At 72.5% G+C, this 23657-nt stretch carries 21 protein-coding genes and 3 pseudogenes; 11 read left to right on the top strand and 13 right to left on the bottom strand.

Going from position 1 to position 23657, the window contains the following annotated elements:
* Nucleotides 1-29 precede the first annotated feature (29 nt).
* Nucleotides 30-1331: a DUF885 domain-containing protein gene (locus WBK50_RS02920; RefSeq protein ID WP_341334104.1), complete on the bottom strand. Its 1302-nt coding sequence runs from the start codon at nt 1329-1331 to the stop codon at nt 30-32.
* 305 nt (nt 1332-1636) lie between these two features.
* Here WBK50_RS02920 and WBK50_RS02915 point away from each other — a divergent pair, with 305 nt between their 5' ends.
* On the top strand, nt 1637-2014 hold the full coding sequence (locus WBK50_RS02915) for a hypothetical protein (RefSeq protein ID WP_341334103.1): 378 nt from the start codon (nt 1637-1639) through the stop codon (nt 2012-2014).
* Nucleotides 2015-2317: 303 nt separating this feature from the next.
* Nucleotides 2318-2686: a hypothetical protein gene (locus tag WBK50_RS02910; protein WP_341334102.1), complete on the top strand. Its 369-nt coding sequence runs from the start codon at nt 2318-2320 to the stop codon at nt 2684-2686.
* A 114-nt stretch (nt 2687-2800) separates the two neighbouring features.
* Here the strand turns inward: WBK50_RS02910 and WBK50_RS02905 are convergent, their stop codons facing one another.
* On the bottom strand, nt 2801-3562 hold the full coding sequence (locus WBK50_RS02905; protein ID WP_297494270.1) for an isoprenyl transferase: 762 nt from the start codon (nt 3560-3562) through the stop codon (nt 2801-2803).
* A gap of 172 nt (nt 3563-3734) precedes the next feature.
* Between WBK50_RS02905 and trhA the strand changes: the two genes are divergently transcribed.
* Nucleotides 3735-4361, top strand: coding sequence for a PAQR family membrane homeostasis protein TrhA (gene trhA, locus WBK50_RS02900; RefSeq protein ID WP_341339272.1), 627 nt, complete (start codon nt 3735-3737; stop codon nt 4359-4361).
* Nucleotides 4362-4399: 38 nt separating this feature from the next.
* On the opposite strand, the pseudogene WBK50_RS02895 reads toward trhA, so the two are convergent.
* The 4 genes and pseudogenes from WBK50_RS02895 to mca all read right to left on the bottom strand — a co-directional run bounded on the left by WBK50_RS02895 (nt 4400) and on the right by mca (nt 8421).
* Nucleotides 4400-5013: pseudogene (locus tag WBK50_RS02895) on the bottom strand (hypothetical protein).
* A 79-nt stretch (nt 5014-5092) separates the two neighbouring features.
* Nucleotides 5093-7111, bottom strand: a complete 2019-nt coding sequence (locus tag WBK50_RS02890) for a thioredoxin domain-containing protein (protein ID WP_341334101.1) — start codon at nt 7109-7111, stop codon at nt 5093-5095.
* Between the two features lie 37 nt (nt 7112-7148).
* Entirely contained in the window at nt 7149-7415 is a 267-nt protein-coding gene (locus WBK50_RS02885) for a hypothetical protein (protein ID WP_445942215.1), read from the bottom strand.
* 79 nt (nt 7416-7494) lie between these two features.
* Complete coding sequence (gene mca, locus WBK50_RS02880; protein WP_341334100.1) at nt 7495-8421, bottom strand: mycothiol conjugate amidase Mca; 927 nt, start codon at nt 8419-8421, stop codon at nt 7495-7497.
* Nucleotides 8422-8898: 477 nt separating this feature from the next.
* Between mca and greA the strand changes: the two genes are divergently transcribed.
* Nucleotides 8899-9384, top strand: a complete 486-nt coding sequence (gene greA / locus WBK50_RS02875; RefSeq protein WP_341334099.1) for a transcription elongation factor GreA — start codon at nt 8899-8901, stop codon at nt 9382-9384.
* A gap of 14 nt (nt 9385-9398) precedes the next feature.
* Here the strand turns inward: greA and ilvA are convergent, their stop codons facing one another.
* Entirely contained in the window at nt 9399-10646 is a 1248-nt protein-coding gene (ilvA, locus tag WBK50_RS02870; RefSeq protein ID WP_341334098.1) for a threonine ammonia-lyase, read from the bottom strand.
* Nucleotides 10647-10726: 80 nt separating this feature from the next.
* Between ilvA and WBK50_RS02865 the strand changes: the two genes are divergently transcribed.
* Complete coding sequence (locus WBK50_RS02865; protein ID WP_341334097.1) at nt 10727-10951, top strand: hypothetical protein; 225 nt, start codon at nt 10727-10729, stop codon at nt 10949-10951.
* 32 nt (nt 10952-10983) lie between these two features.
* Here WBK50_RS02865 and WBK50_RS02860 read toward each other — a convergent pair.
* Nucleotides 10984-12122: pseudogene (locus WBK50_RS02860) on the bottom strand (cystathionine gamma-synthase).
* Between the two features lie 160 nt (nt 12123-12282).
* The gene (locus WBK50_RS02855; RefSeq protein WP_341334096.1) at nt 12283-13644 is read right to left on the bottom strand and encodes a cystathionine beta-synthase; all 1362 of its coding nucleotides are present in this window, start codon (nt 13642-13644) and stop codon (nt 12283-12285) included.
* Between the two features lie 406 nt (nt 13645-14050).
* On the opposite strand from WBK50_RS02855, the gene shbA reads away from it, so the two are divergent.
* Nucleotides 14051-14779 (top strand): RNA polymerase sigma factor ShbA, encoded by a 729-nt coding sequence (shbA, locus tag WBK50_RS02850; protein WP_341334095.1) that lies wholly within the window; start codon nt 14051-14053, stop codon nt 14777-14779.
* A 186-nt stretch (nt 14780-14965) separates the two neighbouring features.
* Here the strand turns inward: shbA and WBK50_RS02845 are convergent, their stop codons facing one another.
* A complete protein-coding gene (locus WBK50_RS02845; RefSeq protein WP_341334094.1) occupies nt 14966-17209 on the bottom strand; it encodes a discoidin domain-containing protein in 2244 nt (747 codons plus the stop codon).
* Nucleotides 17210-17423: 214 nt separating this feature from the next.
* Between WBK50_RS02845 and WBK50_RS02840 the strand changes: the two genes are divergently transcribed.
* A complete protein-coding gene (locus tag WBK50_RS02840) occupies nt 17424-18653 on the top strand; it encodes an acetyl-CoA C-acetyltransferase (RefSeq protein ID WP_341334093.1) in 1230 nt (409 codons plus the stop codon).
* Nucleotides 18654-18713: 60 nt separating this feature from the next.
* Here the strand turns inward: WBK50_RS02840 and WBK50_RS02835 are convergent, their stop codons facing one another.
* Both WBK50_RS02835 and WBK50_RS02830 read right to left on the bottom strand, forming a co-directional pair.
* Nucleotides 18714-19523 carry a Bax inhibitor-1/YccA family protein gene (locus WBK50_RS02835; RefSeq protein ID WP_341334092.1) on the bottom strand — a complete coding sequence of 270 codons (810 nt, stop codon included), beginning with the start codon at nt 19521-19523 and terminating at the stop codon, nt 18714-18716.
* 143 nt (nt 19524-19666) lie between these two features.
* Entirely contained in the window at nt 19667-20098 is a 432-nt protein-coding gene (locus WBK50_RS02830) for a hypothetical protein (protein WP_341334091.1), read from the bottom strand.
* Between the two features lie 203 nt (nt 20099-20301).
* On the opposite strand from WBK50_RS02830, the pseudogene WBK50_RS02825 reads away from it, so the two are divergent.
* Nucleotides 20302-20397 (top strand): annotated as a pseudogene (locus tag WBK50_RS02825) ((2Fe-2S)-binding protein); the annotation flags it as partial.
* A gap of 73 nt (nt 20398-20470) precedes the next feature.
* On the opposite strand, the gene tatA reads toward WBK50_RS02825, so the two are convergent.
* Nucleotides 20471-20704, bottom strand: coding sequence for a Sec-independent protein translocase subunit TatA (gene tatA, locus WBK50_RS02820; RefSeq protein ID WP_341334090.1), 234 nt, complete (start codon nt 20702-20704; stop codon nt 20471-20473).
* 183 nt (nt 20705-20887) lie between these two features.
* Between tatA and WBK50_RS02815 the strand changes: the two genes are divergently transcribed.
* From WBK50_RS02815 to WBK50_RS02805, 3 genes are all read left to right on the top strand, one after another.
* Nucleotides 20888-21106 carry a hypothetical protein gene (locus WBK50_RS02815; protein ID WP_341334089.1) on the top strand — a complete coding sequence of 73 codons (219 nt, stop codon included), beginning with the start codon at nt 20888-20890 and terminating at the stop codon, nt 21104-21106.
* A gap of 261 nt (nt 21107-21367) precedes the next feature.
* Nucleotides 21368-23032: an FAD-binding dehydrogenase gene (locus WBK50_RS02810; protein WP_341334088.1), complete on the top strand. Its 1665-nt coding sequence runs from the start codon at nt 21368-21370 to the stop codon at nt 23030-23032.
* Nucleotides 23033-23233: 201 nt separating this feature from the next.
* Entirely contained in the window at nt 23234-23569 is a 336-nt protein-coding gene (locus WBK50_RS02805) for a cupin domain-containing protein (protein WP_341334087.1), read from the top strand.
* Nucleotides 23570-23657 lie beyond the last annotated feature (88 nt).

Below are 23657 nucleotides of genomic sequence, written 5' to 3'. Positions count from 1 at the left end.
CGGCGCGCCCGACGGGGTGAAGCCGAGAATTAACAGAACGGCCTACCGTTCATCGTGTGATCGACACCGCCTGTCGTCGTCGCGGGGCCGACGACGACCCGGTCGGCCGCTATCCGCCCGGCGGCGGCGGGTCCGGACGTCCGGAGATCCCTGCGCAGCCTCGAGGGGACGAGCGGCTCGTCGAGCAACCGGGCCAGGCGCGCGGCGGGATCCCCGGGGCCGCAACGGAGCCAGGCGCGGACGAGCGGGAAGCCCTCGACGTAGGTGGCGGTGTACGTACGCCAGTGGGGGTGGGTCAGGAAGGTGAGCATCCGGCGGGCCCGGGACTCGTCGACCAGCATCCACCGGCACAGGTGCGCGATGACCTCGTCCGGGCCCGCGCCGCGCTCGTGGATCATCGTGGCGGCGTCCAGCCGGACCCGGTGCAGCGGCACCATCGCCTCGTCGACGCGCCGGGCGAGCTCACCGTCCGTGTGCACCCCGACCCCGGCCAGCACGGACGCGGCCCAGCCGCCCCACTCCTCGCCGACCACCGCCGCGAGACCCGCATCCGCCGCCCCCTCGACGACGAGCGCGCGCGGGCTGCGCGCAAGGCTCACCGCGCGCTCCGGCCGGGCGGTCGCGACCGCGTCGCGCCGGCAGTGCTCCGTGTGGTGTCCCGGATAGGTCTCGTGGGCGACGAGCAGGGCGAGCTGGCCGGCCCGCACCCGTGCGTCGGCGGCGAAGCGGACCCGGGAACGGGCGTGGCCGAGGTAGCGGGTGAACCCGGTCCAGGGGTGCCCACTGACCAGCTCGACGTCGGCGGTCTCGCCCGCCGGCAGCCCGATCCGCGCGGCGGTCCGCTCCCGCAACGCCGCCACCAGCGCCGCGACGGCCGGGCCGAGCCGCTCCGGCGGCAGCTCGTCACCGCGGCGATGGGCGGCGACCCTGCCGGCCAGCGAACCCGGGCCGGGCAGCAGGCCGTCGAGGTCGCGGTGGGCGTCCCGGTAGACGTCCGGGTCGCCGGCGACGACCGGCACGTCGAACGTCTGCTCGACGGCCTCCCGGAACGAGACGGACTCCCCGGCCAGCGCGCGGGCGGCGTGCTCCAGCGCCCCGAGTTCCGCGGCGACGAACTCCTCCCGGGCGGGGGCGAGATGCGCCTCCGGAAGCTCGCCCCGGAGCCTGCGCGCGGTTCCGACCAGCTCGGACGCCGAGGGTGCAGGTTCGACCAGGACGTGCCGGCGGAGTGCCGGGTCCCCGGTGAACGCCTCGACCGTGCCGGGTACCGCGCGATCGAGCCGCAGCGCCAGGAGGGCGACGTCACGCAGGATCGGGAACGCGCGCCTCATCATCGGACGATACCGCCCGAAACCCACGCCCGAAGGGCCGAACGGATACGGTCCCGGACGGGTGATTCATGACCACGCTCCGTTGAGGATCTGCCAAGTTGATCGCTCACTCTGATGGATCAAATGCACTCGATGGGTGACGTATCCTTGCCTCTCGTAAGCGATTCACACGATGGTGGTACGCGATTTGGCGTAAGTGGGAATAGCGGTCTAACTTTCTCCTCAGTCAGCGCGGGCTCCCCGGTCGGACGCTGACTCGAAAGGTGCCGGCCCAGCCGGTTCCACATGACTTACAGGAGAGAACTGTGCTGAAGAAGGCTGGAATTGTCGTGGCCGCCGCTGCCGCGTCCCTGCTCGCGGTGAGCCCGCTCGCCTTCGCCGGTGAGAAGGGCCACGACAAGGGCCACCACGAGAGCAGCATCTCGGGCTCGGACTTCGCCTCGAAGGACGGCAAGGGCCTCGTCAACGTGTCCGGCAACAACGCCAACGTGCCGGTCCAGGTCTGCAACAACAACGTTCCGGTCAACGTCCTGGGCGTCCAGGTGCCGGTCGAGGACGCCACCGCCGGCGTCACCGGTGCGCTGGGCCTGCTGGGCAACGCCGAGAACAAGGGCAGCACCGCCACCGACAACTCGGACAACTGCGCGCAGAAGTCCTCCGCGGGCGACTCCGTCGACCAGTGACACCTCGCAGCTGACCCGCTCAGCTGACACGAAGAAGGCGCCGGACCTCGCGTCCGGCGCCTTTTTCGTTCCTGCGGGCCGCGCACGAGCGTTCACGGATCTATTTCGGTAACGCAGCGAAAATAACCGATCGAGTGCGTAACCTTTGTTCTGAAATTCTGATCACACGATAGTGGTCGACGATTTTCACTGAGCGCTTCGATCCGATAAATTCATTACCAGTCAGCGCGGGCTCCCCGCTAACAGCGCTGACCCGAAAGGTGCACCGGCTCGCCGGTCCCACATGACTTACAGGAGATCACTGTGCTGAAGAAGGCTGGAATCGTCTTCGCCGCCGCCGCTGCGTCGCTCGTCGCCGTGTCCCCGCTCGCGTTCGCGAGCGAGGGCCACGGGCACGGGGACACGAACATCGCGCACTCCGACTTCGCCTCGAAGGACGGCAAGGGCCTCGTCAACGTCTCCGGCAACAACGCCAACGTGCCGGTCCAGGTCTGCAACAACAACGTCCCGGTCAACGTCCTGGGCGTCCAGGTGCCGGTCGAGGACCTCACCGCCGGCCTCAGCGGTGCGCTGGGCCTGCTGGGCAACGCCGAGAACAAGGGCAGCACCGCCACCGACAACTCGGACAACTGCGCCCAGAACACCGGTGCGGGCGACACGCTCAGCCAGTGAGACTAGCTCGCTGCTGAGCACCACGGTCTGAGGAGACGGCGTCGGCCCCTGCGGGGTCGGCGCCGTCTTCGCGTCGAGGAGCGGCCGACGGGCGCGTTTCCCCGGGGCCCGTACTCAGCCGCCGAAGCGGCGGTGGCGGGCCGCGTAGTCCCGCAACGCCCGCAGGAAGTCCACCTTGCGGAACTCGGGCCAGTAGGCCTCGGTGAACCAGAACTCCGAGTGCGCGGACTGCCAGAGCAGGAAGCCGGACAGCCGCTGCTCCCCCGACGTACGGATCACCAGGTCGGGGTCCGGCTGGCCGGACGTGTAGAGGTGGGCGGCGATGTGGTCCACGTCCAGGACCTCCGCGAGCTCCTCGATCGACGTCCCTGACTCGGCGTGCTGCATCAGCAGCTTGCGCACCGCGTCCGCGATCTCCTGCCGGCCGCCGTAACCGACCGCCACGTTGACCTGCAGCCCCGTGCGGCCGACCGTCCGCTCGACCGCCGCGGACAGCCGCTCGGCCATCGCCCGCGGGAGCAGCTCCAGGGCCCCGACGACGCGGAGCTGCCACGGCCGCGTCGGGCCGCTCAGCTCGTCGACGACCGTCGTGATGATCTCGAGCAGCGGCTCGAGCTCCTCGGCGGGACGGTCCAGGTTGTCCGTGGAGAGCAGGAACAGGGTCGCGACCTCCACCCCGGCCTCGCCGCACCACTCGAGCATGTCCGAGATCTTCGCGGCACCGGCGCGGTGACCGTCGTTGACGTCGACGAGCCCGGCGTCACGCGCCCAGCGGCGGTTCCCGTCGAGGATCAGCGCCACGTGCCGAGGCCGCTCGGCACCGGTCAGCCGACGGCCGAGCCGGCGCTCGTACGCCGCGTACAGCAGGTCACGCACGCCCACGGCGAAGGAGCCTACGCCCGCACCTCCGGCCCGCCCCCGGGGAGGCAGTGATCACCCGGCGTTCATCCCGGGGCGCCGCCGCCGTCACCTCCGGTGCCGTACTCTCGCCGACGTGACCGCCGGGACCGTTCCGGCGCAGCCGCCGGGCGCGCCGCTCAAACCTCGCATGCGTGGCTGGATCCACTTCTGGTCGCTCGTCGCCTCCGTGGCCGCCTGCGCCGTGCTGATCACGCTGTCCGCCGCGCTGGTCGGGGGCTGGGCGGTGCTGGCGATCAGCATCTACAGCGTGTCGATCCTGGGACTGTTCGGCACGAGCGCGCTCTACCACCGGCGCACCTGGACGTCCCCGCGCAGCAAGCTCGTCATGCGCCGCCTCGACCACTCGATGATCTTCGTGTTCATCGCCGGCACGTACACCCCGTTCGCCATGCTCGCGATGCCCGCGGCCACCGCGCGGTGGGTCCTCGCCGTGGCCTGGGGCGGCGCGCTGGCCGGGGTGGCCCTGAAGGTCGCCTGGCCGCACGCCCCGCCGTGGGTCGGCGTGCCGATCTACATCGCACTGGGCTGGATCGCGGTGTTCGTCCTGCCGGACCTGCTGCACAACGGCGGGGTGGCCGCCCTGGTCCTGCTGCTGGTCGGTGGGGCGCTCTACACGGTCGGGGCGGTGTTCTACGCGACGCGCTGGCCGGACCCGTGGCCGCGCACGTTCGGCTTCCACGAGTTCTTCCACGCCGCCACCGCGCTGGCCGCGATCTGCCACCAGCTCGCGATCTGGTTCGTCCTCTTCGCCTGAGCCTCGCCCGGGGAGAAGGCGCGGGCGCCCCGCGGCCCTCACTCGCCGGTCGGGCCCTTCGCCCGTAGCTCGTCGACCTTCGCCATCGCCTCGCGCAGGTCCGCGAGCCACTCGTCGGCGTGCTCGCCGACCAGCCGCACCGCCCAGGCCAGCGCGTCCGACCGGGACCGCGCGACCCCGGAGTCCACGAGCGTGTCCAGCACGATCCGCTCCGGCTGCCGCAGGCGCGTCATCACCGGCACCGACGCGGTGGTGAACAGCTCCTCCGTGTCCCCGATCCGCGCGCCCCAGGCGACCTTGCGCCGGTAGCGGTGCTCCGCCTGGTTGGCGATGTCCATCCGCTCCTCGCGGGTCTGCTCCCGGAAGCGGGAGATCCGGCCCGCGGCCGCGGCGGCCCGCTCGGCCCGGCCCGCGTCGGAATCGGCGAACTCGCCCTCGACGGGCGGAGCTCCCCGACGATCAGGATCTCCTCCCGGTCCACCGTCACGTCCGGCGCCGCGACGAACCAGCCGTCCGGCAGTCTGCCCTGCAGCCACGCCGCCGCGTCGTCCGCACTGGGCAGGTCGGACTGCTGCCAGCCACCCCGGCCCTGACCCCGACCGCCGCCACGTCCGCCCGCTCCGGGCCATCCCCTGTGCATCCGCCCCGACATGACGCCTCCTCGTTGCTCGTGATTACGAGATTACGCCGCAACAATGCGGTCGTGCCACGCGTTCCTGCAGGGCGGACCCCTAGGAGGTGAGCTGGGCGGCGAGGTCGCCGGGAGTGGTTGCGGGAAGGTCGCAGACGAAGCCCCGGCAGACGTAGGCGGCCGGGCGGCTGCCGAGCAGGGGACGACCGGCGAGCAGCGGGACTCCCGCCGCGTCCGGTTCCCCCGGCACGACGACGGCCCCGCCGGGCGCGAGCAGCCGGGCCTGGGCGAGCAGCGCCTCCCGCTCCGGATCCCCCACCGGCCCGACGAGCGCGACCTGCAGCGGCCCGGACACCATCGCCTCGGCCGCGGTCAGCCAGTGCCCCGCGAACCGCGGGTGCTTGCCCGCGATCCCACCGACGGTCGCCAGCCCCGCCTCCGCCGCCTCCCGGTAGCGCGCACCTGCCTCCGGCTCGGCCAGCACGGACGCCGTGAGGAGTGCGTTGCACAGCGCGGACGCTCCCGACGGCGTGGCGTTGTCGGTGAACTCGCGGGGGCGGTGCAGCAGGGCCTCGGCGTCGTCCGCCGTGTCGAAGAACGTACCGGGCCGGTCGGGGTCCGCGAACCGGGCGAGTGCGAGGTCCAGGATCCGCGTGGCCTCGGCGAGCCGCTGCGGGTCGCCGGTGGCCTGGTGCAGGGCGAGCAGCGCGTCCGCCAGGTAGGCGTGGTCCTCCAGCACCCCGGCCGCGGTGCCGACCGTGCCGTCCCGCGACGAGCGCCGCACCCGCCCCTCGACGACGTGCAGGTCCAGCAGCAGGTCCGCCGCGGTTCCCGCGGCGGCGACCCAGTCCAGCCGGCCGAACGCGGCACCAGCCTCCGCCAGCGCCTGGATCGCCATGCCGTTCCAGGCGGTGATCACCTTGTCGTCCCGGCCGGGCTGCGGCCGGGACGAGCGCGCCGCGAACAGCACCGTGCGGAGGCGCTCCCAGCGCTCGGGGTCGTCCGGGTCCACCGGCAGCTGCAGGGTCGAGGAGCCGTGCTCGAACGTGCCCTGCGCGGTGACCTCGAACAGCTCGGCCGCCCAGGCCGCGTCCTCCGGGGTCAGGACCTCGGCGAGCTGGCCGGGCGTCCACGCGTAGGTGAGGCCCTCCACGCCGTTCGTGTCCGCGTCGAGCGCGGAGGCGAAGCCGCCCTCGGCGGTGCGCAGGTCCCGGAGCAGGAACTCCGCGGTCTCCTCGGCGACCCGCCCGGCCAGCGGCGACCGGGTGCGCCGGGCGAGATGGGCGTACACCCGCAGCAGCAGGGCGTTGTCGTAGAGCATCTTCTCGAAGTGCGGCACGACCCACTGCGCGTCGACGCTGTAGCGGGCGAAACCGCCGCCGAGCTGGTCGTAGATGCCCCCGCGGGCCATCCGCTCGCAGGTGAGCTCGACGAGCCCGAGCGCCGGGGCGGACCCGGTGCGCTCGTGGTGGCGGAGCAGGAACTCGAGCACCATCGACGGCGGGAACTTGGGCGCGCCGCCGAAACCACCGAACGTCGCGTCGACGTCGCCGGCGAGCGTCGCGACCGCGTCGTCCAGCACCGCCTCCCCGACGACCGCGCTGGGCAGCTCCGCCGCCGCCGAGCTCGCCAGGCGGGACGCGATGTCCGCGGCCGCGCCACGTACCCGCTCGCCGTCCTCGGTCCAGGCACGGGTGACGGCGTCGAGCAGCTGCCGGAATCCGGGCATGCCGTGCCGCGAGGTGGGCGGGTAGTAGGTGCCGCAGTGGAACGGCTCGCCGATCGGGGTGAGGAAGCAGGTCATCGGCCAGCCGCCCTGGCCGGTCATCGCCTGGGTGGCGGCCATGTAGACGGCGTCGATGTCCGGGCGTTCCTCGCGGTCCACCTTGATCGCGACGAAGTTCGCGTTGACCTGGGCCGCCGTCTCCGGGTCCTCGAACGACTCGTGCGCCATGACGTGACACCAGTGGCAGGCCGCGTAGCCGACGGACAGCATGATCGGCACGTCCCGGCGCTGCGCCTCGGCGAACGCCTCGTCCGACCATTCCCACCAGTCGATGGGGTTGTCGGCGTGCTGGAGCAGGTACGGGCTGGTGGCCAGGGCGAGCCGGTTGGACATGCGACCCAGCCTCGCAGAGGCCGCGGCCGCCCGCGCCTCAGGACGAGGAGCGTTCCTCGTCCGATCCGGGCTGCTTCTCCCCCGTGGTCCGCTCGAAGGACTCCGGCAGCTTCTTGATCCGCTTGCTCATCGACCGGATCAGGACTGCCGTCGCGATCGCCAGCAGGATGACGACGACGAGCGCGACCGGCGACGCCTTGCCGAACTCCTCGCCCTGCGGCGGCGGAGGGGGATCCTGCGCGGGTACCGCGGCCACCGCCGCAGCGGGATCGACCGCCCCCAGCTGGACCAGCATCTCCGCCACTGCCCGTCACCCCTCGCGCGAACCGCTCGCCCCCGTACGGGACGGGCGCCTCCAAACTACGCGGATGTTCCCGCGCCGGTCATCCGGCCTTGAGCTCCGCCGGCGTACGCAGACCCGCGAACAGGTCGTCCTCCGGGATGGGGCTGTCCACCAGCGAGCGGACGAGCTCGTAGTCCTCGGTGGGCCACACCTCGCGCTGCACGTCCAGCGGGGTGAAGAACCAGCGGCTCGTGGGATCGATCTGGGTGGCGTGCGCCTTGAGCGCCTCGTCCCGCACCTCGAAGTACTCCCCGCACTCCACCTTCGTGGTGACCCGGAGACCGGGGTCCGGCCGGTCGTCCTTCCAGTTGTCCAGCCACTCCTGGTAGGGCGACTCCAGGCCACGGGCCTTCAACGCCTCGCTGAACGCGACCAGCCGGGCCTTCGAGAAGCCATGGGAGTAGTAGAGCTTCAGCGGCTGCCAGGGCTCGCCGGCGTCGGGGAAGCGGTCCGGGTCCGGCGCCGCGTCGAACGCCGCCACCGACACCTCGTGGGTGCGGATGTGGTCCGGGTGCGGGTAGCCGCCGTTCTCGTCGTAGGTGACGATCACGTGCGGCCGGAACTCGCGGACCACCCGGACCAGCGCCTCGGTGGACTCCTCCAGCGGGACGAGCGCGAAGCAGCCCTCCGGCAGCGGCGGCTTCGGGTCGCCCTCGGGCAGCCCCGAGTCCACGAAGCCCAGCCAGCGGTGCTGCACGCCCAGGATCTCCGCGGCCCGCGCCATCTCCGCCTGGCGGACCGCAGGCAGGTTCTGCAGTACGTCCGGCCGGTCCATGGCGGGGTTCAGGATGCTGCCGCGCTCGCCACCGGTGCAGGTGACGACCATGACCTCGGCCCCCTCGGCGACGTAGCGGGCGCTGCTGGCGGCGCCCTTGCTCGACTCGTCGTCCGGGTGGGCGTGCACCGTCATCAGCCGAAGCGGCTCGCGGCTCGGGTCTGGGGAGATCCTCGAATAGGGAGAGGTCATGGGGGCGACCGCGGTCCTTCCGTCCTCGTCAGGTGTACGGGCCGCGTCCGGCCCGCACGTCGGAGGAATCGTGGCAGAGCGGCCCGACACTCTCGCGCCGACCGCCTGCCACACCTCGTCGAAAGGCCCAACGCCGCCGGGCCCCGGGCTCTTCCCGGGGCCCGCGGTGAGCGGTGCCGGCGGCCGTGCGACCGGCGGCGCCTCGCCGGGCGAACGGCCGAGGCCCGCCCATCTCCCACCTCGGTCGTAACGCTTTCACCTGCATCAATGCCCGACGGGGGAACTTTGGCGCACCCCGCGCCGTTCGTCGAAGGACCGCGACGAGCGGCACCCTCCGTGTTAGGCTGAGGCGCACACGGCCCGCAGGCGGGTCGTGTTTTTCCTTACTCGGGGGCTTGCCGCCCGACGACGGCCCGGACTGTGCGGGCAACCGGATCCGCACTGTGCGGTTCCGGACGTGCTGGAGGAGTGATGACCGTGACGGAGACTCAGGTGACCTGGCTCACCCAGGATGCCTTCGACCGGCTCAAGACGGAGCTGGACGAGCTGATCGCGAATCGGCCGGTCATCGCCGCGGAGATCAACGCCCGGCGCGAGGAGGGCGACCTCAAGGAGAACGGCGGCTACCACGCCGCGCGCGAGGAGCAGGGCCAGCAGGAGGGCCGGATCCGACAGCTCCAGGAGCTGCTGCGCACCGCGCAGGTCGGCACCTCCCCGACGAGTGCGAACGAGGCCGCCCCCGGCACCGTGCTCACCATCCGGTACGACGACGACGACACCGAGAAGGTGCTGCTCGGCTCCCGCGAGGAGGGCAGCCACGGCGACCTGCAGGTCATCTCGCCGAACTCCCCGCTCGGGGCCGCGCTGCTCGGGGCGAAGGCCGGCGAGGAGCGCTCCTACCCGCTCCCGGACGGCGGCAGCATGAAGGTCACGCTGGTCGAGATCCAGCCGTACACCGGCTGACCCGGAGCTGATCGCTACCGGTCCGGGCCGCCGACCGCCGTCACGCGGTGGCCGGCGTCCCGCAGCGCCTCGACGAGGTCGCGGCAGTGCTCGGGACCGCGCGTCTCGAGGCTGAGCGCGACGTCGACGTCCCCCATCGGGACCGTGCCGCTGATCCGCGAGTGCTCGATGTCGATCACGTTCGCACCCAGCCTGGCCACCTGCTGCAGCAGCTCGGCCAGCGCACCAGGCCGGTCCCCCACCCGGACCCGCAGCGACAGGTAGCGCGCCGCGGAGGCCATGCCGTGCTGGATCACGTGCAACAGCACCAGCGGATCGACGTTGCCCCCGGAGAGCACCGCCACGGCCGGGGTCTCCCAGCGTCGCGGCTCGCCGAGCAGCGCCGCGATCGGTGCGGCGCCCGCCGGTTCCACCAGCAGTTTCGCCCGTTCCAGGCAGTGCAGCAGGGCCCGGGACAGCGCGTCCTCGCCGACCGTCACGAACTCGTCGACCAGCGCCGCGACCTGCCGGTAGGTGATCTCCCCGGGCATGCCGACCGCGATGCCGTCGGCGATCGTGCGCATCGAGTCCAGCGGGGTCGGCGCGCCCCTGTCCAGCGAGGCCGGCCACGCCGCCGCGCCCGCGGCCTGAACCCCGACCACGCGCACGTCCGGCCGCTCGGCCTTGACCGCGGCCGCCACGCCGCCGAGCAGCCCGCCGCCGCCGGTGGCGATCAGCACGGTCCGCACGTCCGGCACCTGCTCCAGGATCTCCAGCCCGACGGTCCCCTGGCCGGCGATGACGTCGGGGTGGTCGAACGGGTGGATCAGCACCGCGCCGGTGCGCTCCGCGAACTCCCGGGCCGCCGCGAGGCTCTGCTCGATCGTCTCCCCCACCAGCTCGACGGCCGCCCCGTAGCCGCGCGTCGCGTGGACCTTCGGGATCGCGGCCCCTTCGGGCATGAAGACCGTCGCGCCGATGCCGAGCAGCCGGGCGGCGAGCGCGACGCCCTGCGCGTGGTTGCCCGCGCTGGCGGCGACGACGCCGGACCGGCACTGGTCCTCCGGTAGCCGGGCCAGCCGCGTGTAGGCGCCGCGGATCTTGAACGAACCGGTGCGCTGCAGGTTCTCGCACTTGAGCCACACCGGGCCGCCGGTCAGGTCGGTCAGCGCGCGCGAGTGGTGCACCGGGGTCTTCCGGATGACACCGTCGAGCAGGGCGGCCGCGGACCGGATGTCGTCGATTCCCACCGGGAACGCGGTGTCGGTGCGAGGGTCGGCCATGGCACCACTCTCGCACCGACCCCGGTAGCCTCGGACCCGGCGGGTCGGCACAGAGGTCCCCGCCGCCACGGGGAGGTCGGATGACGCGGGTGCGGGCTGTCGCCCCGTTGCTGGTCGCGGCCGTCATGGCGGGCATCGCGGTCGCCACCGTGCAGCAGGCCGGCTGCGATTCACCGGGCCGCTACGAGTACCGGAACGGCGCCTACCTGCTGGTCGGCGGCTGCGTCGAGCCCGGGGACCTCACGGTCCCCTCGCCGCCGGACCCGCAGCCGACGACCGTTGTGCCGGTCCCGTCCCGCAGCTGACCCCCGGGCGGCGGCGCCCGGGGAGCAGCAGGTCAGACCCCGAGCGCCTGACGCAGGTCCTCCAGCAGGTCCTCGACGTCCTCGATCCCCACGGACAGCCGCACCAGCGAGTCCGGCACCTCGAGCGCCGAGCCCGCGACGGACGCGTGCGTCATCTGGTGCGGGTGCTCGATCAGGGACTCGACGCCGCCGAGGGACTCCGCGAGCGTGAACAGCTTCGTGGACGCGCAGACCTTCAGCGCGGCCTCCTTGCCGCCCTCGACCAGGAACGACACCATGCCGCCGAAGCGCCGCATCTGCTTCGCGGCGACCTCGTGTCCGGGGTGCTCGGGCAGGCCCGGGTAGAGCACCTTGGCCACGGCCGGGTGCGCGGACAGCATCTCGACCACGCGTTCCGCGTTGTCGCTGTGCCGCTCCATCCGCACCGCGAGGGTCTTCGCGCCGCGCAGCGTCAGCCATGCGTCGAAGGGCCCGGGGACCGAGCCGACGGAGTTCTGCAGGGTGCCGATCCGCTCGGCGAGCGCGTTGTCGTCGCAGATCAGGGCGCCGCCGACGACGTCCGAGTGGCCACCGACGTACTTGGTGGTGGAGTGCAGGACGACGTCCGCCCCCAGCGCGAGGGGGACTGCAGGTACGGCGAGGCGAACGTGTTGTCCACGACGAGCGTCGCGTGGTGCGCGTGCGCGGCCTGTGCCAGCGCGGCGATGTCCGCGATCCCCAGCAACGGGTTCGTGGGCGTCTCGCACCAGATCGCCTTGGTCGTCGGCCGGATCACCGAGCGGAGCGCGTCGAGGTCACCGAGGTCGGCGGTGCTGTACTCGACGCCCCACTGGGTGAGGACCTTGTCGACGAGCCGGAACGTGCCCCCGTACGCGTCGTGCGGGATGACGAGGTGGTCACCCGGCTTGAGCAGGACCCGCAACAGCACGTCCGAGGCGCCCATGCCGGAGCCGAACGCGTACGCGTGCCGGCCGCCCTCCAGCGCCGCGAGACACTCCTGCAGCGCGGTCCGGGTGGGGTTGGCGCTGCGCGAGTACTCGTACCCGCCGCGGAGCCCACCGACCCCGTCCTGGGCGAACGTGGAGCTCGGGTGGATCGGCACGGTGACGGCCCCCGTGGCCGGGTCCGGCTCCTGACCTGCGTGGATGGCGCGCGTGGAGAAACCCTGCATCCCCCAACGCTACGCGGGAGAGTTCGTGCAGATCAGCCGGGGTTGGGCGTGGAACCTCGTTCTGGCGAAGTTCCACGCGTCTCGCACTCCCCCGCCGCGCGGGCTCGGCGCTACGCGAGGCGCTGTGACATGGATGCGCTCGCGAGCTCGCGCCCAGGGGTCAGCCGAGGAACGCGAGCACGTCCGAGCGGGTGACGACCCCCGCCGGCTTCCCGTCCTCCAGCACGAGGGCGGCGTCCGCGGTGGCGAAGGCGCTCATCGCGGTGGCGAGCGGCTCGCCGGCGCCGAGCGTCGGCAGCGGCGCGGACATGTGCTTGTCCAGCCGGTCCAGGAGCTGCGCGCGGTTGGTGAACAGCGCGTCGAGGATGTCCCGCTCGACGACCGACCCCACGACCTCCGCGGCCATCACCGGCGGCTCCGCCCGGACGACCGGCATCTGCGAGACGTGGAACTCGCGCAGGTAGTGCACGGCGTCCGCGACCGTCTCGTTCGGGTGCGCGTGCACCAGGTCCGGCATGGTGCCGTCCTTGCGCCGCAGCACGTCCCCGACGGTGGCGCCCTCGGTCGGCGGGAGGAAGCCGTAGCTGGCCATCCAGGCGTCGTTGAAGACCTTGCCGAGGTAGCCGCGGCCGCCGTCGGGCAGCAGGGTGACGATCACGGAGTCCTTCGGTGCGGTCGCCGCGACCCGCAGCGCCGCGACCACGGCCATCCCGCACGAGCCGCCGACGAGCAGCGCCTCCTCGCGGGCGAGCGTGCGGGTCATGTGGAAGGAGTCCGCGTCGCTGACGGCCACGATCTCGTCGCAGACGTCCTTGTCGTAGGTCGTGGGCCAGAAGTCCTCGCCGACGCCCTCCACCAGGTACGGCCGCCCGCTGCCGCCGCTGTAGACCGAACCCTCGGGGTCCGCACCGATCACCTGCACGCGGCCGTCCGAGACCTCCTTGAGGTAGCGCCCGATCCCGCTGATGGTGCCGCCGGTGCCGATCCCCGCCACGAAGTGCGTGATCCTCCCGTCGGTCTGCTCCCAGATCTCCGGGCCCGTCGTCGCGTAGTGCGACGCCGGGTTCTCCTTGTTCGCGTACTGGTTCGGCTTCCAGGCACCGTCGATCTCGGAGACGAGCCGGTCCGACGTCCGGTAGTAGGAGTCCGGGTGCTCCGGCTCCACGGCCGTCGGGCAGACGACGACCTCGGCGCCGTAGGCCTTGAGCACGTTGCGCTTGTCCTCGCCCACCTTGTCCGGGCAGACGAACACGCACTTGTAGCCCTTGCGCTGGGCGACCATCGCCAGCCCGACACCGGTGTTCCCGGAGGTCGGCTCGACGATCGTGCCGCCCGGCCGGAGCTCGCCGGACGCCTCCGCGGCCTCGATCATGCGCAGCGCGATGCGGTCCTTCACGCTGCCGCCCGGGTTCATGTACTCGACCTTGGCGAGGACGAGCGGCTCGAGCCCGTCGGCCACCCGGCCCAGGCGGACGAGCGGGGTGTTCCCGACGAGGTCGGCGATGTGCTCGGCGTAGCGCATGGGCCCATGCTGCCATCCACGCCGGGGCGGGCGGGCGGCACGGCAGTCGTCAGCAGGGCGCGCGGTCCGGCAGACGTCAGCAGGGCACGGTCCGGCGTCGGGGTCGCCAGGCCCCCGCCGCCAGGGAGACGACGGGGCGTGACCGTACGGACGCGGACGGGTTGCCCGGACGGGTGTGTCATCGAGGGGCGGCCGGCGCATCCGGTCTAGTCTCCTCGTGTTCGGGGTCGGCGTACTCCGGTCGGGGGGCACACCGACCATTCACCCGATCTCGTCCGTCCTCGCGTCGGCATGCCCGAACGCGCCGCGGGCCCGAACCCCCCTCTGCTGCGGGACGGGTGACTCCGGGGGCCGGGACTGTTCGTCGCTCCCCGTGCCCGCGTGAGAGGAAGAGGTGGCAACGCGGGTGCGCGGTGAGCACGATCCGGACCCGTCCGACCCCGGCCCGTCCGACCCGGACCGGTCCGAGGGGGCTCCGTCCGGTCCGGCCCCGGTCGAGCCGGCCCCGTCCGAGGCGGCCCCCACCCCGGACGACCTGCTCGGATCCGACCAGGCGCCGGCCGTCGCCTCGCCCACCGACGCCGAGCTCACCGCCCTCGCCCGCGCCGCCGGCGCCGGCGACCGGGCCGCCCTCGACCAGCTGCTCCGCCGGTGTTCGCCCCTGCTCGTCCGCTACTGCCGGGCCCGGCTGGGCGGCCGGCGGGTCGGGCTGCAGTCCGCCGAGGACGTCGCGCAGGACGTCGCGTTCGCGATCTGCCGGGCCCTGCCGCGGTTCCGGGAGATGGACACCCCGTTCATGCCGTTCGCGTACGGGATCGCCCGCAACAAGGTCGTCGACGCCTTCCGCTCGGCCGGTCGGGACCGTTCGGACCCGACGGACGAGGTGCCCGAGCGGGTGGACGCCACGGGCGGCCCCGAGCAGCAGGTCCTCGACTCCTCGGCGTTCGGGGACCTGATGGCGCTGGTGGACCGCCTGCCGGAGCAGCAGCGGGAGATCATCACACTCCGGGTGATCGGCCAGCTCACCGCCGAGGAGACCGCGCAGGCCGTGGGCTCGACGCCGGGGGCCGTGCGGGTGGCCCAGCACCGCGCGCTGCAGAAGCTGCGGAAGTGGCTGGAGCCGCCGGAAGAGTAGGCAGTCCGGCCTTCCCGGTACCTCCGTCCGTCACGGCAATGTTGCAGGGACGGGCTCACGCGCGCTCGACCCGGCGGACGCGGGCGGCGAGCTCGGGCTCGTCGGCCTCGATCTGCTTCCAGGAGGTCATGGTGGCCACCGTGGCGCAGTTCCCTGACCGAGCTCGTCAGGGTTTCCCACGAAACGTCAGCACGTCACCGCGGTGGCCCGCTCCCACCAGGAACGCTCGGGTTCCGTACGGACCACGGAGATCGAGTACGGCGGCAGCGTCACCCGGCCGTCGTCGCGCGCGTCGACGACCGTCCGGGCGGGCGGATCGTTCTTCTCCGGGAACCCGCCGTTGGTCTCTCCGCCCTCCGGGTACCAGTCCCACTGCTCCCCGGAGTAGCTGAACAGCTCGAGCTCCCCGGCGAGCGGGGCGTTCGCGGCGGCCGATCCGGTCCGCAGCGCGACGGTGACCGTTCGCGCGGGGTCCTTGTTGAACAGCAGGACGGAGAGGCGGCCGTCGGGCCGGCGGAGGCCGTAGGCGGTGACCATCGGGTGTCCGTCCGCCGAGCGCAGGTCGGTCGTGGCGGCGTGCACGTCGTGACGGCCGTCGCCGGCCTGGATCCACTGCCCGGTCACCAGCTGCGAGGCATGCAGGGTCGCGATGGGCCGGATCCGGAAGTCGTCGTAGTACTGGAACAGCATGAGGTTGCCCCACGTGTCGCAGGGCTTGCCCTCGTCCTCCTGGAAGACCCAGTTCGGCTCGAGCCCGTAGAAGTAGCTGGTGTCGCCGCCGAGGGCCAGGAACTGGGCCGCGGTCTCGGCGTTCACGATCGACCCCGGCATCTCGAGCTCCACCTGCCCCGCGAACGACGAGTAGCCGTACTCGGTGATCACCTTGGGGACCTCGGGCGGCAGCCCCGCCTCCTCCTGGCGGCGCACGATGTCCTTGAGCAGGGTCGGGTGCTGGGCCAGCGGCACCGCGGGGTCGGCGCACACGTCGTCGAACGGGTACCACTCGAAGGAGAAGAAGTCGAAGAGCTCCAGGGCGTCGTGCTCGCGCAGGTAGGAGACGAAGCGCCCGGTGTAGGACTTGACCCCCTTCTCGTCCGGCCAGTGGATCCAGTCCGGGAGGACGGTCTGGTACCCGGGCCCGCCCAGCTCGATCGCCGGGTCGACGGCCTTCAGCGCGCGTCCCACCTGTCTGTACAGCTCGGCGTAGTGCTCCGGTTCGGCGAGCTGCCCGTCCGGCTCCTCCCCCATCTCGACCTGCTCGACGGGGAAACCGCGCCCCCGCAGGTAGCGCAGCAGGGCGGCGGCGTCCTCCGGGATCCCGTAGAGCACGGGGACCGGGACCATCATCGGGCGGCCGCCGGTGAGCCCGCTGGCGAAGGTCCGCTCGAAGCTGGCGTGCTCGTAGTTCGGGTCCAGGTCCGACGCGCGGTGCCACGGGTCGGTCGACGACGTGTACATCCTGGTCTGCTGCTGGGACGGCACGTGCTCGACGTGGTCGACGAAGCCCCCGGGCCCGGTGTAGCCGGCGGAGATCTCGCGGACGGCGACCCCGAGGCCGTCGCGGACATCGGTGGATCCGGGGGCGGCGGTGCCGGAGCCGCTCCGCATGAGGATCCGGATCTGCTGGGCCTCGATCGGCGCTGCGGCCACCCGGAGGGTCTGCGTGCCCGGCGTCCCGGCGTGCACCCCGCTCGGGAAGTCCTTCCAGTCACCGGCCTCGGCGGGGTGGATGGCGTCCGCGCCGGTCCAGTACTGGACGCGGAAGCTCGTGGCGTACGGGTCCGCCCAGGCGATCCGCACCGTGTCGACCGGGAGCGCCTGCGGAAGCGCGATCATGATCCACTGGGCGAGGTCCGAACCCCCGGTGAAGTGGGGGTCGAGGTACGGGTTGCTCTTCCAGAACGTCCCGGTGTCGCCGTCGTCGAGCCGGGACCAGCCGTCGTTGTTGGCCTGGTCGATCGTGTTGCCGCGGCGCGGGAGGTGGTAGCCGTGGGAGACCCCGGCGTCCTTGCGGACCACGTCCGACGACGTCCAGTAGCCCTGCTGCCGCGCGGCGTCGCTGAAGGCACCCTCCTCGTTCCAGTGCCACGCCTTGACGCCGAGCTCGGTGCGCAGCCGGAAGCTGATCGGGCCGTAGCCGGCCGAGCGCATCGCGTCGATGTTGTCGGGGGTCCACACCCGGTCGATCTCACCCTGGTCGAGGCCGTCGACGCCGGCACCGACGGAGGCGAGGCCCGGGAACGAGTTCACGGCACGGTCGGTCTCGACGAGGACGGTCGCGTCGGCGGGCGGCGCGGCCCGGAAGGCGACGTACGTGACGGCCTCGTAGCCCGAGGCCCCGAGCAGGAGCAGGGCGACGAGAGCGGCGGCCGCGCCCGATCTGCGCCACCACGGGCGTGTGAGGGAGCGTGCGGGTGCGGGGGAAGCCACAACCGGTCAATCCGGCCATAACGGTGGATCGTTATCAAAACCTCACCCGCCGTCGACGAGATGGCCTTCCCATACGACAAAAGGTCCTCGGCGCGCAGCGTTCGGAGCACCACGGTGCGACAGTGTGTGAGCAGTCCGGCCCGGTGCCCGGTCGGGCCGTTCCGTACCGATGGGTAACGTCACCGACGACAACCTTTCGACCCAAGGAGCAGCGATGCCCGAGGCAGTGATCGTCGCAGCGGCCCGGTCCCCGATCGGCCGGGCCCGCAAGGGTTCCCTGGCCGAGATGCGGCCGGACGACCTGACGGCCCAGATGGTGCGCGCCGCCCTGGCCCAGGTCCCCCAGCTCGCCCCGTCCGAGATCGACGACCTGATGCTCGGCTGCGGCCTGCCCGGCGGCGAGCAGGGCCACAACCTGGGGCGCATCGTCGCCGTCCTCCTCGGCTACGACACGCTGCCCGGGACCACGATCACCCGGTACTGCTCCTCGTCGGTGCAGACCACGCGGATGGCCCTGCACGCCATCAAGGCCGGCGAGGGCGACGTGTTCATCTCCGCCGGCGTCGAGGCCGTGTCCCGGTTCGTCAAGGGCAACTCCGACTCGCTGCCGGACACGCACAATCCGCTCTTCGCCGACGCGGAGGCCCGCACGGTCGCCACCGCCGAGTCCGGGACCGACACCTGGACCGACCCGCGCCAGGACGGCCTGCTGCCCGACGCCTACATCGCGATGGGCCAGACCGCGGAGAACCTCGCCCGGGCGAAGGGCGTCACCCGCGAGGACATGGACCGCTTCGGCGTCCGCTCGCAGAACCTGGCCGAGAAGGCGATCTCCGACGGCTTCTTCGCCCGCGAGATCACCCCGGTCACCCTGCCCGACGGCAGCGTCGCCGACACCGACGACGGCCCTCGCGCCGGCGTCACCTACGACGCGGTCTCGCAGCTCAAGCCGGTCTTCCGGCCCGACGGGCTGATCACCGCCGGCAACTGCTGCCCGCTCAACGACGGCGCCGCCGCCCTGGTGATCATGTCCGACAGCAAGGCGAAGGACCTGGGCATCACCCCGCTCGCCCGGATCATCTCCACCGGCGTCACCGGGCTCTCCCCGGAGATCATGGGCCTCGGCCCCGTCGAGGCGTCGCGCCAGGCGCTGGCCCGTGCCGGCATGACCATCGACGACGTCGACCTCGTCGAGATCAACGAGGCCTTCGCCGCGCAGGTCATCCCGTCCGCCCGGGACCTCGGCATCGACCCGTTCGACGACGACAAGCTCAACGTCCACGGCGGCGCCATCGCCGTCGGGCACCCGTTCGGCATGACCGGCGCCCGGATCACCACCACCCTGCTCAACGGCCTGCGCAGCCGGGACAAGAGCATCGGCCTGGAGACCATGTGCGTCGGCGGCGGCCAGGGCATGGCTCTGGTGGTCGAGCGCCTGAGCTGATCCCCTGCACGCGAAACGGCCCCTCCCGGAGCGGGAGGGGCCGTCGTCGTGCAGGGGTGTTCAGTCCTGCCGCAGGTAGCTCAGCAGGCGCAGGATCTCGATGTAGAGCCAGACCAGCGTGGTCATCAGCCCGAAGGAGATGTACCAGGCGAACTTCGCCGGGGCGCCGGCCCTGATGGCCTGGGTCGCCTGGTCGAAGTCGAGCATCAAGCTGAACGCCGCCACACCGATCACGACGAGGCTGAAGATGATGGCGATCGGACCGCCGTCGCGCAGCCCCGTGTTGACCCCGAACAGGCTCATCACGAGGTTGAACAGCATCAGGACGGTGACGCCGATCAGGGCGCCCATCAGCCACTTGGTGAACTTCGGCGTGACCTTCACGGCCCCGGTCTTGTAGAGGACCAGCATGCCGACGAACACGCCCGCGGTACCGATGATGGCCTGCAGCGCGATGCCCGGGTAGATGTCGTTGAACAGGCCGCTGACCCCGCCGAGCGCGACGCCCATGGCGACCGAGTAGGTCAGCACCAGCGCCGGGTTCGAGCTCTGCTTGAAGATGACGATGAGCGACACGACGAAGCCGACGATGAACGCCGGCAGCGCCAGGAAGTACGCGCCGCTGACCGCGGTCAGTACACCGGCGACGAGCGCGGCGCCCGCGGTGATCGCGGTCTTCTGGACGACGTCGTCGATCGTGATCGGGCGTTCACCGGACCCGGCGCGCCCGTATCCGACCTGCGAGGCCTGGGCGTCGGCATAGGCGGCGCCGCCGCCCATGAGACCACCGCCCTGGCGGTCGAACGTGGCGTAGCCGCCGCCCTGTCCGCTGGACAGGTTGCGGAACGCCGGGTTGCTGCTGGTGCGCACCTGGGTCCTCCTCGAACTACTCGGTGGTGCGAGCTTCTGATCGGTAGAACGCGCGGTGGGGCTGCGGCGTTCCCGCTCGGGTAAAGGCGACTTTACCCATCCCTGCAGAAGAGGGGGTGGACGCGCACGAGCACCGTCCGGGATCATGCCGCGGCCGGGCCCTCGTACGGCGGGTCGAGGGCGATTCCGGCCTCCTCGATCGCGGCCTCGGTGAGCAACCGGGCGTACGGCCGCTCTCCCGGCGGCGCCTCCGCGAGCGAGGACCCGACGTCGGCCGCCCGGCACACGTCGAGCAGGACGTCGTCGTACGCGGCGAGCAGCGCGACTCGCCTGACCTGCGTGGGCGGTCCGGGGCCCCGAACCTCGGCGCGGAGCCGTCGCAGGTCCACCACCAGGGATTCCAGCGACGGGCCGACGGGCTGCGGGCCGCGGCGGCGGCGCATCGAAGCGGCACCGGCGAGAAGGTCGAAGAGCGCAGGCCCCAACCGCACCGCGGCCCAGAGGAAGAGCGTCGGTGCGACGGCGATCCCCAGATACGTCAGCACGCCGAGCAGGAGGGGACGGTCACCCGCCACAGGTACGAGGGTAGCGCTCGTCACCCCGCCGCCGCGGCTCTCCGCACAGGACGAGACCCCGGAGGACTGGCGAAGGTGCCTTCCGTCACGGTCCGCGAGTACGGGGAGTGGATGCCGCCTCCCCCACGTGCCCCCGCTCGCCGCGACGAACCGCCGCATCTGCTGGGCGTTTCGCCCGATTCGCGCTCGAGCGTGTACCCGACCCGATCGACGCCGACATCGACGCGATCGAGAACGTCTGCCGCTGCGGCAGCTACTTCCGCGTCCGCGAGGCGATCAAGAGCGCCGCCGCGAAGATGGAGTCCCCGCACACGAGAACGGGCCGGCACCCGAGGGTGCCGGCCCGTTCCGTTGCCGCTCGGGCGGTGGGGGTCACGGGGTGCGGGGGGCCTCCGCGACGGCCGGCAGCACGGCCGTGGGCGTGTACTCCCGCTCAGGGGCGGGCGCCGCCGTGGCGGGCTCGTCCCGCAGGCCCTTCATCTCGCCCTTGAAGATCCGGGCGGACTGCCCGACGGAGCGCGCCATGGTGGGCAGCCGCTTCGCGCCGAACAGCAGGAGCAACACCCCCACGAGGATGACGATCTCCCACCCACCGAGGTTCGGCATGTCATCTGTCCTCTCGCCCGGGCCACACCGCCGCGACCCTCGTACCCGGTGCAACGAGCGCGGGGCCGCGGAGTGACTCGTTCCGGCCGGTCAGGGCGCGCTCCGGGAGCGCGATCACCGCGACGTCGCTACGCTCGCGGCCGGTCGCCGCCCCGGTGGCCCGGGTGAGAGGTGACGACGGCGATGTGGGCTTTCCTGTCCAAGCGGTTCCGTATGTGGCTGATCCTGGCGGTCGCGGCGCCGGTGATCGGCTGGCTGCTCGGAAAGATCGGCGACCTCATCGAGAAGCGCCGGGGCCCCAACGCCTTCAGCCGAACCCTGCACCAGGGCCGGGGCTGGCTGCAGCGCCGCACCAAGGGCCCGCTCTCCGCGAAGCCGGACTCCGAACGCCCCGCCCGGTAGCGCTCTCGCCGGCCGCGCCGCTGCCGGGCCCCCCGCGGGTCCTCCCGCTTGGCCCTTGCTCTGCGCACACCGGCGCACCCCGGCCGGCCGGTCACCGGCCCGCTCTGCGCACACCGGTGACAAGCTCTTGATCGCCGTCCGTGGTACGAGGCCGCCACGACAGGGCCGCGTTCGTACCGCAGACCGCGGTCACCGAACGAACTCACGGGTGACGGTGGGCCGCACCGGTGCCAGAGTAGGACGAAACGGACAGGAGACGTCATGGACGCCGACGTCATCGTGGTCGGGGCGGGGCTCGCCGGTCTCGTCGCCACCGCCGAGCTCGTCGCCGCGGGCAAGCGCGTGCTCCTCCTCGACCAGGAGCCGGAGGCGAGCCTCGGCGGCCAGGCATTCTGGTCCTTCGGCGGCCTCTTCCTCGTCGACTCCCCCGAGCAGCGGCGCATGGGTATCAAGGACTCCCCCGAGCTCGCCCTGCAGGACTGGCTGGGCAGCGCGGAGTTCGACCGCGGCGTCGACGACCCGGGAGGCGAGGACTTCTGGGCGCGCCAGTGGGCCACCGCCTACGTCCACTTCGCCGCCGGCGAGAAGCGGAGCTGGCTGCACGGCCTGGGCGTGCGCTGGTTCCCACTGGTCGGCTGGGCCGAGCGCGGCGGATACCTCGCCGACGGGCACGGCAACTCCGTCCCACGTTTCCACGTCACCTGGGGCACCGGGCCCGGGCTCGTCGAACCGTTCGCGAGGAAGGTCCGCGACGGCGAGCGGGCCGGCCTCGTCGATCTCCGGTCCCGCCATCGGGTCGATGCTCTGACCAGCACGAACGGTGTGATCGACGGGGTCACGGGCGTGGTCCTGGAGCCCAGCGCGGTCGCCCGCGGGGAGGCCAGCTCGCGTACGGAGACCGGGGCCTTCGAGCTGCGCGCACAGGCGGTCGTCGTCACCTCCGGCGGCATCGGCGCGAACCACGACCTCGTCCGCGCGAACTGGCCGGAGCGGCTCGGCACCCCGCCCGAGCACATGATCACCGGCGTGCCCGCGCACGTCGACGGCCGGATGCTCGGCATCACCGAGGCCGCCGGCGGGCGGGTCGTGAACCGGGACCGGATGTGGCACTACGTCGAGGGCATCCGGAACTGGGACCCCGTCTGGGAGCGGCACGGCATCCGGATCCTGCCCGGCCCGTCGTCGATCTGGCTCGACGGCGCCGGGCGCCGGCTGCCCGCCCCGAACTTCCCCGGCTTCGACACGCTCGGGACGCTGAAGACGCTGCGCCACACCGGATTCGACCACTCCTGGTTCATCCTCACCCAGAGAATCATCGAGAAGGAGTTCGCGCTTTCCGGCTCGGAGCAGAACCCGGACCTGACCGGCAAGGACATCCGCGCGACGCTCGGCCGGATCCGCCCCGGCGCCCCCGCCCCCGTCGAGGCGTTCAAGGAGCGCGGCGAGGACTTCGTGGTCGCCGGGACGCTCGCGGAGCTCGTCGACGGGATGAACAAGATCTCCCCCGAGGCGCCGCTGGACCTGGCGACGATCGAGCGGCAGATCGTCGCGCGGGACCGCGAGATGGACAACGCCTTCACCAAGGACCTGCAGGTCATGTCCATCCACAACGCCCGGCGCTACCGCGGGGACAGGCTCGGCCGCACCGCGACCCCGCACCGGATCCTGGACCCGAAGGCGGGCCCGCTGATCGCGGTGAAACTGCACGTGCTGACCCGGAAGACCCTCGGCGGCCTGCAGACCGACCTCTCCGGCCGGGTGCTCGACGCCGCCGGGACACCGGTTCCCGGGCTGTTCGCCGCCGGCGAGGTCGCCGGGTTCGGGGGCGGAGGCGTGCACGGGTACCGCTCGCTCGAGGGCACCTTCCTCGGCGGCTGTCTGTTCTCCGGGCGGGCCGCGGGCCGCGGCGCCGCGCTCGCACTCTGACGCCTGTCCCCCGTCTCGATCCGCGCGGGTCCGGGTTCTTCCGCGCGGGTCCGGCCGCGCGCGGAACCGCCCGAACGGGAGCGTTCAGGCCGCCGGAAGCTCCGCCTGCCCGTGCCGCGCTGGGGCTGGGGCATCGCGCCGCCGTACCGGCCCCACGCCCCCGCCGTGGTGGACTGGACCCGTCCGCGACGGGAGGCATCGATGGAGATCGTGACCCTGCGGTCCCGGGCCGTCGAGCAGTTCGGCAGCACCGGCGTCGACATGCTGCGGCTGCTCCCGGTGCACGCGACCTCCGGGGCGGCGAGCCTGCACGTCGCCCGCATCGCCCCGGGCGGGACGCTCGGCCGTCATCCGACGCGGCAGTGGCAGCTCTTCGCGGTGGTCGAGGGCGCGGGCTGGGTCGCGGGCCCGGACGACGTGCGGCAGCCCGTCGAGGCCGGCCGGGCCGCGGTGTGGAAGCCGGGCGAGGAGCACTCGGCAGGGTCGGACGCCGGGATGCTGGTGGTCATCGCGCAGTCGGACCTGCCGCCGATCTAGCGAGCCGCCCGCGCGCGTACTCGGGTTCCACGAGCCACCCGTTCGCCTCGCACGCCACGCGTCGGTCGCCGTCGTCGCGATCCGCGAT

Source organism: Pseudonocardia sp. T1-2H, assembly GCF_038039215.1.
Lineage (GTDB): Bacteria > Actinomycetota > Actinomycetes > Mycobacteriales > Pseudonocardiaceae > Pseudonocardia.
The sequence above is the reverse complement of the archived record's forward strand: the minus strand, read 5'-3'. Positions and strand labels throughout refer to the sequence as shown.